General features: G+C 56.1%; 15 protein-coding genes. All 15 read left to right on the top strand.

Annotated features, from left to right (window positions below; translation table 11 throughout):
- Positions 1-14: 14 nt before the first annotated feature.
- The 15 genes from hslU (at position 15) to MOTHE_RS04855 (ending at position 13,727) form a co-directional block, all read left to right on the top strand.
- Complete coding sequence (hslU, locus tag MOTHE_RS04785; RefSeq protein ID WP_011392544.1) at positions 15-1,400, top strand: ATP-dependent protease ATPase subunit HslU; 1,386 nt, start codon at positions 15-17, stop codon at positions 1,398-1,400.
- 21 nt (positions 1,401-1,421) lie between these two features.
- Complete coding sequence (gene codY, locus MOTHE_RS04790; protein WP_025774472.1) at positions 1,422-2,204, top strand: GTP-sensing pleiotropic transcriptional regulator CodY; 783 nt, start codon at positions 1,422-1,424, stop codon at positions 2,202-2,204.
- A gap of 193 nt (positions 2,205-2,397) precedes the next feature.
- On the top strand, positions 2,398-3,114 hold the full coding sequence (gene rpsB, locus MOTHE_RS04795; protein ID WP_011392546.1) for a 30S ribosomal protein S2: 717 nt from the start codon (positions 2,398-2,400) through the stop codon (positions 3,112-3,114).
- A gap of 90 nt (positions 3,115-3,204) precedes the next feature.
- Positions 3,205-3,816, top strand: a complete 612-nt coding sequence (gene tsf / locus MOTHE_RS04800; RefSeq protein ID WP_011392547.1) for a translation elongation factor Ts — start codon at positions 3,205-3,207, stop codon at positions 3,814-3,816.
- 105 nt (positions 3,817-3,921) lie between these two features.
- Positions 3,922-4,644, top strand: coding sequence for a UMP kinase (gene pyrH, locus MOTHE_RS04805; RefSeq protein ID WP_011392548.1), 723 nt, complete (start codon positions 3,922-3,924; stop codon positions 4,642-4,644).
- Positions 4,644-5,201: a ribosome recycling factor gene (gene frr, locus MOTHE_RS04810; protein WP_011392549.1), complete on the top strand. Its 558-nt coding sequence runs from the start codon at positions 4,644-4,646 to the stop codon at positions 5,199-5,201. Before pyrH ends, frr begins: the two co-directional genes overlap by 1 nt.
- Before the next feature lie 2 nt (positions 5,202-5,203).
- Positions 5,204-5,413 carry a hypothetical protein gene (locus tag MOTHE_RS04815; RefSeq protein ID WP_011392550.1) on the top strand — a complete coding sequence of 70 codons (210 nt, stop codon included), beginning with the start codon at positions 5,204-5,206 and terminating at the stop codon, positions 5,411-5,413.
- 17 nt (positions 5,414-5,430) lie between these two features.
- Positions 5,431-5,601 (top strand): 4Fe-4S ferredoxin, encoded by a 171-nt coding sequence (fdxA, locus tag MOTHE_RS04820; RefSeq protein ID WP_011392551.1) that lies wholly within the window; start codon positions 5,431-5,433, stop codon positions 5,599-5,601.
- A gap of 63 nt (positions 5,602-5,664) precedes the next feature.
- On the top strand, positions 5,665-6,444 hold the full coding sequence (gene uppS, locus MOTHE_RS04825) for an undecaprenyl pyrophosphate synthase (protein WP_011392552.1): 780 nt from the start codon (positions 5,665-5,667) through the stop codon (positions 6,442-6,444).
- An 18-nt stretch (positions 6,445-6,462) separates the two neighbouring features.
- Entirely contained in the window at positions 6,463-7,251 is a 789-nt protein-coding gene (locus MOTHE_RS04830) for a phosphatidate cytidylyltransferase (protein ID WP_011392553.1), read from the top strand.
- 18 nt (positions 7,252-7,269) lie between these two features.
- On the top strand, positions 7,270-8,370 hold the full coding sequence (gene ytvI, locus MOTHE_RS04835) for a sporulation integral membrane protein YtvI (protein ID WP_011392554.1): 1,101 nt from the start codon (positions 7,270-7,272) through the stop codon (positions 8,368-8,370).
- Complete coding sequence (locus tag MOTHE_RS04840; protein WP_011392555.1) at positions 8,371-9,528, top strand: 1-deoxy-D-xylulose-5-phosphate reductoisomerase; 1,158 nt, start codon at positions 8,371-8,373, stop codon at positions 9,526-9,528.
- 74 nt (positions 9,529-9,602) lie between these two features.
- Positions 9,603-10,613 (top strand): RIP metalloprotease RseP, encoded by a 1,011-nt coding sequence (gene rseP / locus MOTHE_RS04845; RefSeq protein ID WP_011392556.1) that lies wholly within the window; start codon positions 9,603-9,605, stop codon positions 10,611-10,613.
- A 10-nt stretch (positions 10,614-10,623) separates the two neighbouring features.
- Entirely contained in the window at positions 10,624-11,703 is a 1,080-nt protein-coding gene (gene ispG / locus MOTHE_RS04850; protein ID WP_053094736.1) for a flavodoxin-dependent (E)-4-hydroxy-3-methylbut-2-enyl-diphosphate synthase, read from the top strand.
- Positions 11,704-12,005: 302 nt separating this feature from the next.
- Positions 12,006-13,727 (top strand): proline--tRNA ligase, encoded by a 1,722-nt coding sequence (locus MOTHE_RS04855; RefSeq protein ID WP_011392558.1) that lies wholly within the window; start codon positions 12,006-12,008, stop codon positions 13,725-13,727.

The raw sequence follows: 13,727 nt of genomic DNA on the forward strand, positions 1-13,727 counted from the left end.
AGGGGGGAAAATGATTGGATTTTACGCCCCGGCAGATAGTAGCCGAACTGGATCGCTACATTATTGGCCAGGAAGAGGCGAAGAAGTGTGTGGCGGTGGCCCTGCGCAACCGTTACCGCCGCCAGAAGCTGAACCCGGAGCTGCGAGATGAGGTTTTACCCAAGAATATCATTATGATTGGGCCGACGGGCGTTGGTAAAACGGAGATCGCCCGCCGGCTCGCCAAACTGGTGGGGGCACCCTTTTTAAAGGTGGAAGCCACCCGCTTTACCGAAGTAGGCTATGTGGGCCGCGATGTTGAATCGATGATCCGGGAACTGGTAGAAAATGCCGTGAGAATGGTTAAAATAGAGAAAAGGGCTGAAGTAGAGGCTAAGGCCGCCAAGATGGCCGAAAAACGGTTACTCGACCTCCTTGTTCCTAGGCAGGGTAAAGAGAAGGGTACCCATAACCCCTGGGAGGTTCTTTTCGGCGGTGCCCAGGTGAACAGTGAGGGTACGGTCCTGGAGGAAGAGAGTCTGAGGGAGAAAAGGGCCATCCTCAGGGAAAAACTGCGACGCCAGGAACTGGAAGACATGATGGTAGAGGTCGAAGTAGAAGACACCACGGGCCCCGGGGGCGTCATCCTGGGCGGGCTGGGACTGGAAGAGCTGGGTATAAACCTCCAGGATATGCTGGGCAATATGCTCCCCCGGCGTAAGCGCAAGCGCCTGGTAACCGTAGCCGAAGCGCGGCGGATCCTCACCCAGCAGGAAGCCGACAAGCTCATCGACATGGACGATGTCGCTGCCATAGCCGTCCAGCGGGTGGAACAGGAGGGCATTATCTTCCTGGACGAAATTGATAAAATAGCTGGCCGGGAGAGCAGCCACGGCCCTGATGTTTCCCGGGAAGGAGTCCAGCGGGATATCCTACCCATTGTTGAAGGAACTACGGTGCAAACCAAATACGGCCCGGTAAAAACAGACCATATTCTCTTTATTGCCGCCGGCGCCTTCCACGTGGCCAAACCGGCGGACCTAATCCCTGAACTCCAGGGGCGTTTCCCCTTGCGGGTCGAACTTAAGAGTTTGGGTCGTGAAGATTTTCAGCGTATTTTAACTGAACCCAAAAATTCCCTGTTAAAGCAATATACAGCATTACTTGCAGTAGATGGTATAGAATTACAATTTTCAGCCGATGCTATTGCGGAAATTGCCGATATTGCTTATACTGTAAATACTCAAGGCGAAGACATCGGTGCCCGGCGCCTGCACACCATTCTAGAAAAAATACTGCAGGATCTCCTCTTTGAAGCGCCAGAGGTGCAGGAGCGTAAAGTAGTAATCGATCGCACCTATGTACGTAAACAATTAGGTGACATCATGCAGCGTACCGATGTGCAAGCATATATACTCTAAAGAAAGGAAGATGGAATGCCTATGGAGACTCTTCTTGAGCGCTCAAGAAAAATCAACCGCCTCCTGCAAAGGGCGGCGGGTAATCCGGTTGATTTTCAGGAAATGGCCAGCGTCATGCGTGACGTCCTGGGAGCCAACGTCTATATCGTTGGCCGTCATGCTCGCGTTCTGGGATACGCCTTTGTTGAAGGCTTCACCTGCGACATCATGGAGGAGATTGTCTTCCAATCAGAAAGATTCCCGGAACAGTATAACGAACAACTGTTACGTATTGACGAAACTCAGGCCAATTTCTGCCAGGTTGGCAACGGTTGCGTTTTCGATATGGATAAAAAATGCGTCTTCAACAACAAATTAACAACGGTGGTACCCATCATCGGCGGTGGCCAGCGCCTGGGTACCCTGGTCCTGTCCAAGTTCAATGTCCGCTTTGACGATGAGGACCTGGTCCTGGCCGAGTATGGCGCGACGGTAGTCGGTATGGAGATCCTGCGAGCCAAGGCCGACAAAATTGAGGATGAAGCCAGGAAGCGGGCTGCTGTCCACGTGGCCCTGGCAACCCTGTCTTACTCCGAACTGGAGGCCGTGGAGCATATCTTTGCCGAACTGGACGGCGATGAAGGTATCCTGGTAGCCAGTAAGATAGCTGACCGGGCGGGCATCACCCGTTCTGTTATCGTCAATGCCCTGCGTAAATTCGAAAGCGCCGGGGTTATTGAATCCAAATCCCTGGGGATGAAGGGTACCTATATACGCGTCCTGAATGATCACCTGCTGGAGGAACTGGAGAAACTCCGGCATTAAGTCAGTTTTAGTTTATTTTTAGTGATAATGGTCGTTGCTGTTGCTTTATGACTTGCCGGCACCAGAGGTTTATGCTATACTAACCTCTGGTGTTTGATTCCACACGCGCCGGACGCCGGGAGCAGTGCCGTACAGCGGTCCTCTAGGACGGATGATGGTAGCGGCGGGTTAAAACTAGAGGAGGTGGCCTTACATGGCAATTATTTCCATGAAACAGTTGCTGGAGGCCGGGGTTCACTTCGGTCACCAGACCAGGCGCTGGAACCCCAAAATGGCTCCATATATCTTTACGGAACGTAACGGGATCTATATCATTGATCTCCAGCGCACCGTCAAAAAGATCGAAGAGGCTTACAACTTCATCCGTGATCTCTCCCGGGATGGCGGTAAGGTCCTATTCGTAGGGACAAAGAAACAGGCCCAGGAGTCCGTTAAGGAAGAAGCCGAACGCTGTGGTATGTTCTATGTCAATGTGCGCTGGCTGGGCGGGACATTGACCAACTTCCAGACCATCCGTCGGCGTATTGAACGCCTAAAGGAACTGGAAAGGATGGAAGAAGAGGGTACCTTTGATCTCTTGCCCAAGAAGGAAGTAGCCCACCTGCGTGGTGAAAGGGAGAAACTTGAGCGCTTCCTGGGCGGTATTAAAGAAATGAAAAGCTTGCCCGACGCCCTCTTTATTATCGATCCGCGAAAAGAGCGGATTGCCGTTGCCGAGGGCCGGCGCCTTGGTATTCCCATTGTGGCCATAGTGGATACCAACTGTGATCCCGACGAAATAGATTATGTAATCCCCGGTAATGATGATGCTATCCGGGCTGTCCGTCTCTTGACCAGTAAAATGGCCGATGCCGTTATTGAAGGCCAGCAAGGTCAGGATCAGCCGGAGGAAGAAGCAGTAGTAGAATAATAATCCCGGCGTAGGCTCCAGGCCTGCGCTTACATAATCCGCACTAGATCCCCAGGCTAGTTCGATTATAACCAGGACAGGAGTGAAAACATGATTGCGGCTGCAGATGTGAAAGCGCTGAGGGAACGGACGGGGGCTGGTATGATGGACTGCAAAAAAGCCCTCACCGAGGCCAATGGCGATATGGAAAAGGCGATTGAATACTTACGTAAAAAAGGGCTGGCTACAGCCGCCAAACGTGCCGGCAAGGTTGCCAGTGAAGGTCTAGTGCACGCCTATATCCATGGCGGTGGCCGGATTGGCGTTTTAATTGAAGTTAACTGTGAGACCGACTTTGTGGCCAAGACCGAAGATTTCCGGGATCTGGTCCACAATCTAGCCATGCAGGTGGCTGCTTCCCGACCGGAGTATGTGGCCCGTGAAGACGTACCTGAAGAGGTTCTCGCCAAAGAGAAAGAGATTTTAAGGGCTCAGGCTCTCAATGAAGGCAAACCGGAGAAAGTGGTAGAAAAAATAATTGCCGGTCGGCTGGAAAAATTTTATCAGGAGAATTGCCTGCTAGAACAACCCTTTATTAAAGATATGGACCGGACCGTTCAGGATCTTATCAATGAAAAAATCGCCAAATTGGGCGAGAAGATAGTCGTCCGGCGCTTTGTCAGGTATGAAGTTGGCGAGGGGATTGTTCAATCGGAAGAATAGACAACCGGAAAAAGAGCACGGGAGTGCTCTTTTTTTCCACGGGGAAAGAGGAATTTTAAGGAACATGTAGAAAGTATACATGAGTTACGGGGGTAAGGACAGGGTATGGGTCAACCCAAATATAAACGAGTTATCTTGAAGATTAGCGGCGAAGCCCTGGCCGGTAATCAAGGTTTTGGTATTGACCAGGAGGTTATCACTTCCATTGCCAGCCAGATTAAAGAGGTAAGGGAACTTGGTGTAGATGTAGCTATTGTCGTTGGCGGAGGTAATATCTGGCGGGGAGTTAAAGGGAGCGCCAGGGGAATGGATCGAGCTACGGCTGACTATATGGGTATGCTGGCTACGGTAATTAATTCCCTGGCCCTACAGGACGCCCTGGAGAACCAAGGGGTAGATACCCGCGTCCAAACGGCCATTGAGATGCGCCAGATTGCTGAACCCTATATTCGCCGCCGGGCCATCCGTCACCTGGAAAAGGGGCGGGTAGTCATTTTTGCTGCCGGGACAGGTAATCCTTATTTCTCTACCGACACTACAGCAGCCCTGCGGGCGGCGGAACTAGAAGCCGATGTTATTTTAATGGCCAAGAGGGTCGACGGCGTCTATGACTCTGACCCGGAAATCAATCCGGAAGCCAAACGCCTCAAAGACCTGGATTATCTCACCGTCCTTAACGGCGGCCTGGGCGTCATGGATTCCACGGCAACTTCCCTGTGCATGGATAACCACATCCCCATTATTGTTTTTGGGATTAAAGAAAAAGGTAATATCCTGAAAGCGATTTTGGGTGAACCAATAGGCACCTATGTTGGGAGGTTGGAGTAATGCTGGCTGACATCCTCCAGGAAGCAGAAGAGAAAATGAAGAAGGCGGTAGAGGGTTTACGGCGGGAACTGGCGTCCCTGCGGGCTGGCCGGGCCAACCCGGCCCTGCTGGAGAAAGTCCTGGTAAGCTATTATGGCACGCCGACACCCGTGAATCAGCTGGCGACTGTTTCATCACCGGAAGCCAGGCTCCTGGTTATTCAGCCCTGGGATCGTAACATCCTGCCGGAGATCGAGAAGGCCATCTTGAAATCTGATCTGGGCCTGACCCCGTCCAGTGACGGAACCGTAATCCGCATTACCATTCCCCAGTTGACGGAGGAAAGGCGTTCCGAATTGGTAAAAGTTGCCCGTAAAAAGGCGGAAGAGTTCCGCGTTATGGTCCGTAACGCCCGCCGGGAGGCCAATGATAAATTAAAAGCCAGTGAGAAAAACAAAGAGGCCTCCGAAGACGAGGTCAAGCGGGCCCAGGAAAAGGTACAAAAGACCACCGACAACTATATCCAGATCATTGACAAGATCCTGGCCACCAAGGAAGCAGAGATTATGGAGGTTTAACCATGGAGGCGCCTGACTGCCTAGGTTTTACCCTGGCGGAGGCCAGGAAAGCTCTGACGGCAACAGGGTGGCAGCTTCAGAAGTATACTTACACCGGTCCCCGGCGCCCTGCTCCGGGGGAAGAAGACGCCGGCCGTGTCGTACGCGTGCGCCTGGTGGGAGCCGGCCAGGTTGACCTGGTCCTGGCTTATGTAGATACTGACCACCAGTGAAAGGAGGTGGAGAGACCATGTCCCATCGGATAACTGAAGAATGCCTGGCATGTGGCGTTTGTGCTGACGAATGCCCCAACGGCGCCATCTCTGAGGGCGAAGACAAGTATGAGATTGACCCGGAACTCTGCACTGATTGCGGTACTTGCATGGAAGCCTGTCCGAATGAGGCCATCGTAGCAGAGTAAGATGGCAACAAACCCCCTCCAGTGAGGGGGTTTGTTTTATAGCCATGAACCCTGGGAGGAAAAGTGGTGTTTAGTTTCCTGACAAAACGTTCCCGGTCGCGGAAGACAAGGGAAGATGGGAGCCAGGAATTAGACCGGGAACGCCTGCCGCGTCATGTGGCCATTATCATGGATGGTAACGGTCGCTGGGCTCGCAGCCGGGGCCTCCCCAGGCTGGCCGGCCACCGGGCCGGGGTGGAATCCCTCCGGGATATTGTCCGGGCCTGTGTTGATTGGGGGATCGGTATTCTTACCGTTTATGCCTTTTCCACCGAGAACTGGAAACGGCCCCACGAAGAAGTAGAAGGGTTAATGAACCTGCTGGTAGAGTATTTGCGCCGGGAATTAGCGGAATTACGGCGGGAAGGGGTTCAGGTACGAGCCATCGGCCGTCTGGAGGGCCTGCCCCGGCAGGCCAGGGAAGAATTGGAGCGGGCCAGGAAAGAAACGGCCGCCAATAAGCGGTTAATCCTTAACCTTGCCTTGAATTACGGGGGCCGGAGTGAACTGGTAGACGCCTGCCGGCGAATTGCCACCCTGGTGGCCAGGGGGGAGCTTGACCCCGGGGAAATCGATGAAGAGGTAATTAATAACTTCTTGTATACCGCCGGCCTGCCTGACCCGGACCTTTTGATCCGGCCTTCCGGAGAAATGCGGGTGAGTAATTTCCTCCTCTGGCAGCTTGCTTATACAGAGTTCTGGGTTACCGATATCTATTGGCCGGATTTCCGGCGGGAAGACCTGCGCCGGGCCTTGCTGGATTACCAGCAGAGGGAGAGGCGTTTTGGTGGCCTAAAAATTTGACCCGATGGTGGTGTGGCTATGCTTGCTGCCAGGCTGGTAGTAGCCCTGGTGGGTATCCCGTTACTACTAGGAGTAACATTTCTGGGCGGTTGGTGGCTTAACCTCCTGGCCGAATTGATAACCCTGGTGGGATTGATGGAGTTTTACCACCTGGCTAAGCGGATGCAACTAAAACCCATGGTACCGGCCGGCCTCCTGGGTGGCCTCTTCCTGATCCCGGTAGCATATCTTAGTAAAGGAATGCCGGCATGGTTCCTGGTAGTCGTAACACTGGGCTTGTTGTTCCTTTTTCTGTTAATGTTTCCACGCCTCGGGGTGGCCGACCTGGCGGTGACCTTCCTGGGCATCTGGTATGTAGGAGGCCTGGTGGCTTACCTGCCCTTAATACGCCTGTTGCCCGGTGGTGCCGGGGCCCTTACCATGGTCTTCCTGTTAACCTGGGCCACCGATAGCGGCGCCTATTTTTGCGGGCTCCTCTTTGGCCGCCGTCATCCCTGGCCCCGCTTAAGCCCCGGTAAGACCTGGGCCGGGGCAATCGGGGGGCTGTTCGGGAGCATACTCATAGCCCTGGCAATTGGCCCGTTGCTATTGCCGGGCCTGAGCTACTGGCTTTTGGGGGTGCTGGCAATCCTGGTGGCGGTTACTGCCCAGGCAGGTGATTTAATCGAATCCGGATTAAAACGCCAGGCAGGGGTGAAGGACAGCGGCTGGCTCTTACCCGGTCATGGCGGCATTTTAGACCGCTTTGACAGTTTACTTCTGGTTGCACCGGTGGTATACTATTATCTGGTCTTTTTCTTGTCTTAACCTTGAGGAGTGAAATCTTTGGCCGGCCTGAACGGGCGCTTTCAACAGACTTTCCAGTCTCTATTACTAGCCTTAATGGCTGCCGTCCTGTTCCTGTTGCTTTATTATTACATATTTCCTGCGGCCAGGGAGATTATCAAGACCCTGGTCCCTATCGTCTTGCCCTTTGCCCTGGCAGCTTTACTTGCCGCCATTATCGATCCTGCAGTCAACCTGCTTGAAAAAAAGTTAAAAATAGGACGTGGCTGGGCTGTCATCACCACTCTGCTCCTGGTACTGGCCATTATGGGCGTAGCCCTGTTTTACCTGCTCGCCAATCTAATTATCGAGCTGGAAAGCCTGGTCCTGAACCTGCCAGCCCAGGCCCGCAGCCTGGGAGCGCTTCTCCAGGAGTATTTTTACCGCCTGCAGGGCTTTTATTTCGGCGGCAACCTGCCGCCGAACATCTTGATTTCCTTTCAATCTTTATTCAATAATGCCGTTAACGTTTTAAAAGGTTTCCTTACCCAAACAGTTCAGGGACTGGTTATTATTGTCAGCTCCCTGCCCGACTTCTTTATTTTTGTTATCATTACCCTGGTGGCCACCTATTTCTTCAGCCGGGATAAGGAACTAATCCTGCGGACCTTGCTCCGGGTTATGCCGGCCGGGTGGCGGGAACGGACGAGCCGGGTTTTCAGTTCCCTGGGCCAGGCGATTATCGGTTACCTGCGGGCAGAGATCCTGTTAATCAGCCTGCAGATGACCCAGAGCGTCCTCGGTCTCCTGATTTTAAAGGTGGACTACGCCCTGACCCTGGCCTTTTTGATCGGCCTGGCCGACTTACTCCCCATTGTAGGGCCGGGTACGGTCTTTATCCCCTGGATCATTATTGAATTTATCCTCGGCCACTACGGCCTGGGGCTGGCCCTGCTGATTCTCTACGCCTTTATTATCATCCTGCGCCAGGTACTCCAGCCCAAGCTGGTGGCTGTCAACCTGGGCCTGTACCCTTTAACCACTTTGATTGTCCTTTATGCCGGCTTAAAGCTCCTGGGAGTAGTGGGCCTGGCCTTGGGGCCTCTGACCATTGTTGTTTTAAAGGCCTTTTTCCGTTCCGGACAGGAGGTTAATAAGTAATTGGCTAAAGAGATAACTGTACTGGGATCAACGGGTTCCATTGGCCGGCAGACCCTGGAGGTTGTTGCTGCCCACCCCGGCAGGTTCAGGGTCGCCGCCCTGGTAGCAGCCAGGAATGACGAGCTTCTGGCCGCCCAGGTGCGCAGGTTCCGGCCCCGCCTGGCGGTTCTTTTGGATGAAGAGCGGGCCCGGGTCCTGGCCGAAATGGTCAGCGACCCCGGAATCCGCATCCTCGCCGGGGAAGAGGGCCTGATGGCCGCCGCCTGCCTGGAAGGAGTGGAACTGGTGGTGGCGGCCATGGTCGGCATTCGCAGCCTGAAAGCCATTCTGGCGGCCCTGGAGGCGGGAAAAGATATCGCCCTGGCCAACAAAGAGGTCCTGGTGGCGGCCGGTCAACTGGTCATGGACCGGGCCCGGCGCCTCAGCCGCCAGATTATACCCGTGGATAGCGAGCACTCGGCCATCTTCCAGTGCTTGCGCCAGGGAGGCCGGGTGGCAGAGGTAATAATCACTGCCTCCGGAGGACCCCTGCGGCAGATGCCCCGGGCCGAGATGGCTAACGTTACTCCAGAGCAGGCTTTAAACCATCCCACCTGGGTGATGGGGCCGAAGATAACCATAGATTCCGCGACCCTGATGAACAAGGGGCTGGAGGTAATTGAAGCCAAACATCTCTTTAACCTCGATTTTGATCAAATCAAGGTCTTGATTCATCCCCAGAGCGTTGTACACGCCCTAGTGCGTTACAGCGACGGGGCTCTTTTTGCCCAACTGGGGCCGGCCGATATGCGCCTGCCCATCCAGTATGCCCTGACCTGGCCGGAGCGTTGGGATCTGGACGTGCAGCCTCTGGATCTGGCAGCACTGGGACACCTGGAATTTGCTCTGCCGGACCTGGAGCGTTTCCCCTGCCTGGAGCTGGCGCTCCAGGCAGGTCGTGCCGGGGGCACTTACCCGGCGGTCCTGAGCGCTGCCGATGAAGTGGCGGTGGAATATTTCCTGGCCGGGAAGATAACCCTTACCGCCATCAGCCAGGTGGTAGGACGGGTCCTGGATGAGCATCAACCGGAGCCTGTACCCGACCTTGAAGGCATCCTCGCCGCCGATGCCTGGGCCCGACGGCGGGCAGGAGCAGTAGCTGAAGGATTGTCGTTTTAATAATTCAAGGTTGAATGTGGGGGCGACCCCCCATTTATCACCTAACGTATCTCATTTACAGGAGTTGAGGTCTGGTGACCATTATCCTGGCCCTGGTTATCTTCAGCATTCTGGTTATCGTCCATGAAGGGGGGCACTACCTGGCGGCCAAGCGCGCCGGGATTAAGGTGGAGGAGTTCGCTATCGGCATGGGCCCGGCCCTGTGGCAGGTTAAAAAGGGAGAAACCATTTATTCCCTGCGGGCCTTTCCCCTGGGAGGGTTTAACCGGATGGCCGGCATGGAGGGGCCAGACCTTGACGACCCACGTGGCTTCAACCGCCAGCCGGTACTCGCCCGGATGGGGGTCATCGGCGCCGGTTCTGGTATGAACTTCCTCCTGGCGTTGTTCCTGTTTATTCTGGTCTTTATGGTCCTGGGGATACCGGCTGATATCAATATTATTGGCCGGGTCGAGCCGGGTATGCCGGCCGCCCTGGCCGGCTTGCAACCCGGGGATAAAATCCTTCAGGTTAACGATACCCCGGTGAATACCTGGCGCGATATGGTCGACCTGATTTATAAACACCCGGAAGAAAAAATAACCCTGGTGATTGAACGGGACGGCCGGCAACAACAGATCAACCTCACCACCGCCAGGGATCCCCAGACGGGGGTGGGATTGATCGGCATCGGCCCCACCTGGGAGAGGCAGGGTTTCTGGCGCTCTATTGTCCTAGGCACCAGGCAGGCAATAGAGATCACCAGGCTCATTATCCTGAGCTTGGTAGAGATGGTGACCGGCAAGGTGGCGGCGGAGGTAGTCGGTCCGGTGGGTATCGTCCAGCTGGTGGGCCAAGCGGCAGCCTTCGGCCTGGCCAATGTTTTGAACTTTATGGCCGTCCTGAGCCTTGACCTGGGGATTATTAACCTGCTGCCGGTCCCCGCCCTGGATGGCAGCCGGCTGGTGTTCCTGGGCCTGGAAGCAGTGCGCGGGCGACCCATTAACCCGGAAAAGGAGAATTTTATCCACCTGATCGGCTTTGCCATCCTGATGGGCCTGTTAATTCTCATTACCTATAAGGATTTAATCCGGATCTTCAGCTGAGGTGAACTAAATGCCTGGCAGGCGCCGTCCCACCCGGCGAATCCAGGTGGGTAAGGTTGCTATTGGGGGCGGGGCTCCTATCTCCGTCCAGTCTATGACCAATACCGATACCCGGGATATTACCGCTACTGTCGCCCAGATCAGGAGGCTGGCCGCCGCCGGCTGTGAAATCGTCCGCCTGGCCGTACCGGATCAAGAAGCGGCCCTGGCCCTGGCGAAAATAAAGGCCCAGGTAGAGATACCTCTTATCGCCGATATCCACTTCGACTACCGCCTGGCCCTGGCGGCCCTGGAGGCCGGGGTTGACGGCTTGCGTTTAAATCCGGGCAACATTGGCGGGCCTGAGCGGGTAAAGGCGGTAGTCAAAGAGGCTGCTGCCCGCCGGGTGCCCATCCGCATCGGCGTTAACGCCGGTTCCCTGGAGAAAGAAGTCCTGGCGGCCCATGGCGGGGTGACGGCGGAAGCCATGGTTGCCAGTGCCCTAAAACACATCCGCCTCCTGGAGGATCTGGATTTCCGGGAGATTAAAGTTTCCCTTAAAGCCTCCGAGGTGCCTTTAATGCTGGCAGCCTACCGCCTCATGGCGGAAAAGGTAGATTACCCTCTGCACCTGGGGGTTACCGAAGCCGGCCGGGGGCTGGAAGGAGCGGTAAAATCGGCCGTAGGCATCGGCATTTTACTCGCAGAGGGGATTGGCGACACCATCAGGGTCTCCCTCACCGGCGACCCGGTCCAGGAGGTTATTGCCGGCTTTGCCATTCTGCGCGCCTTGGGCCTGCGCCAGCAGGGCATTGAGTTGATCTCCTGTCCCACCTGCGGCCGCTGCCAGCTGGACCTGGACGCGGTGGCGGCCAGGGTTCAGGAGGAACTGCGGGGCATTAAACAGCCCCTGAAGGTGGCTGTCATGGGCTGCGCCGTCAACGGCCCCGGGGAGGCCCGCCAGGCTGACGTCGGTATTGCCGGCGGTCCGGGCTTCGGCCTCCTTTTTCGCCACGGTCGCCCGGTACGCAAGGTGAAAGAAGAAGATCTGGCCCGGGCCCTGGTGGAGGAAGTGAAACGCCTGGCGGCAGAGAGGCGGGAACAGGGATAATGTATGTCATGAGGAGGCGGTATTTCCCGGAGCCGCGAAGCATAAGGGCCGGGAGCAGGACAGGGACAGCATTTAACCGTATGGGGCAGATGGCTAACAGGAAAACGCAGTTATAAAAGCTAAGGACAATCCGCAGACGGCGTACAGCACCCGGTATTTAACCGGTGGCCGCCCCAGATGCTTGAGTTAGTGTATAGAGCCTTTTTGTAACTATTTGAGGGCCGGGCGCGTAACTCCTGAGGGGCGAAGGGACATATCCCCGGCCTTATACTAAGTACCATAGAGCTCAAAGGAGGACGAGGATGCGAGCGAGTGAATTGCTGGCTCCGACCCTGAGGGAAACCCCAGCCGAGGCCGAAATTGTTAGCCACCAGCTACTCCTCCGGGGCGGCTTTATCCGTAAGGCCGCCGCCGGCATCTACACCTACCTGCCCCTGGGTCGGCGGGTACTGGCCAAGATCGAGCAGATTATCCGGGAAGAAATGGACCGGGCCGGCGGGCAGGAAGTGGTCTTGCCCATTATCCAGCCGGCCGAACTCTGGCAGGAAAGCGGCCGTTGGGAGGTCTACGGCGAAGAAATGTTTCGCCTCCAGGACCGGCACCGGCGCCAGTTTTGCCTGGGTCCCACCCACGAAGAGATTATCACCGCCCTGGTACGGAGCGAAGTCACCTCCTACAAACAACTCCCCCTGCTCCTGTACCAGATTCAAAATAAATACCGGGATGAGCGCCGGCCCCGCTTTGGTCTCCTGCGGGGTCGGGAGTTTATCATGAAGGACCTCTATTCCTTTGACCTGGACCAGGAAGGGCTTAACCAGAGCTACCGGAAGATGTACCAGGCCTACAGTAATGTTTTCCGTCGCTGTGGTCTGGATTTCCGCCCGGTCCAGGCTGATAGCGGTGCTATCGGCGGCAATTACAGCCACGAATTTATGGCCCTGGCCACCGCCGGTGAGGCCCTGCTGGTTTATTGCCGGGAGTGCGATTATGCGGCCAATGTGGAAATCGCCGTGGCAAAAGCCCTGCCCATGATAGCGACGGAAAATCCCGCTCCTTTAAAGGAAGTGGCTACACCGGGGCAAAAGACGGTGGCGGAAATCTGCACCTTCCTGGAGGTCACCCCGGACAGGCTCATCAAAACCCTCTTTTACGAGGCCGACGGCCAGCTTATTGCTGCCCTGGTTCGCGGCGACAGGGAGCTCAACGAAGTCAAGCTCCAGAATCATCTCGGCTGCCGGCACCTGCTCCTGGCAGACCCTGAAAGGGTGCGGAAGGCCACCGGGGCGCCGGTCGGCTTTGTCGGCCCGGTGGGCTTGCAGGGTATACCCCTTTACGCCGACCTGGAAATACCCTACCTGGTCAACGGGGTGGCTGGTGCCAACCGGGAGGGCTACCACCTGGTAAACGTCAACCCGGGCCGGGACTTTAACCCCACAGCTGTGGTCGACATCCGCCAGGTGGAGGCCGGGGAACCCTGTCCCCAGTGCGGTGCCCCCCTGGCCCAGGCCCGGGGGATCGAGGTTGGCCAGGTCTTCCAGTTAGGAACCAAATATAGCGGCGCCCTGGGAGCCAATTATACCGACGCCCGGGGCCAGGAGCATCCCATCGTGATGGGCTGCTATGGTATTGGCGTTAGCCGGACCATGGCGGCGATTGTCGAGCAATGCCACGACGACCAGGGGATTATCTGGCCTTTGAGCGTTGCTCCCTACCAGGTGGTTATTATCCCGGCCTCCCTGAAGGATGACGGCCAGCGGCAAGTGGCCGAAGGGCTGTACCGGGAACTGGCCGCCGCCGGGGTGGAAGTCGTCTATGACGACCGGGATGAACGGGCCGGTCTCAAGTTTGTCGAGGCGGACCTCATCGGTTATCCCCTGCGGATAACCGTCGGCAAGAGGACCATCACCAGCGGCACGGTGGACGTTAAATGGCGGTCCCGGAAGGAGGAAACACCGCTGCCCCTGGAGGGGCTGTCGGCGCAGATCCAGGCCTTGCTGGCCCGGGAGATGGAAAAGTACCGGTAA

It is taken from the genome of Moorella thermoacetica, from assembly GCF_001267405.1.
GTDB lineage: Bacteria > Bacillota > DSM-521 > Neomoorellales > Neomoorellaceae > Neomoorella > Neomoorella thermoacetica.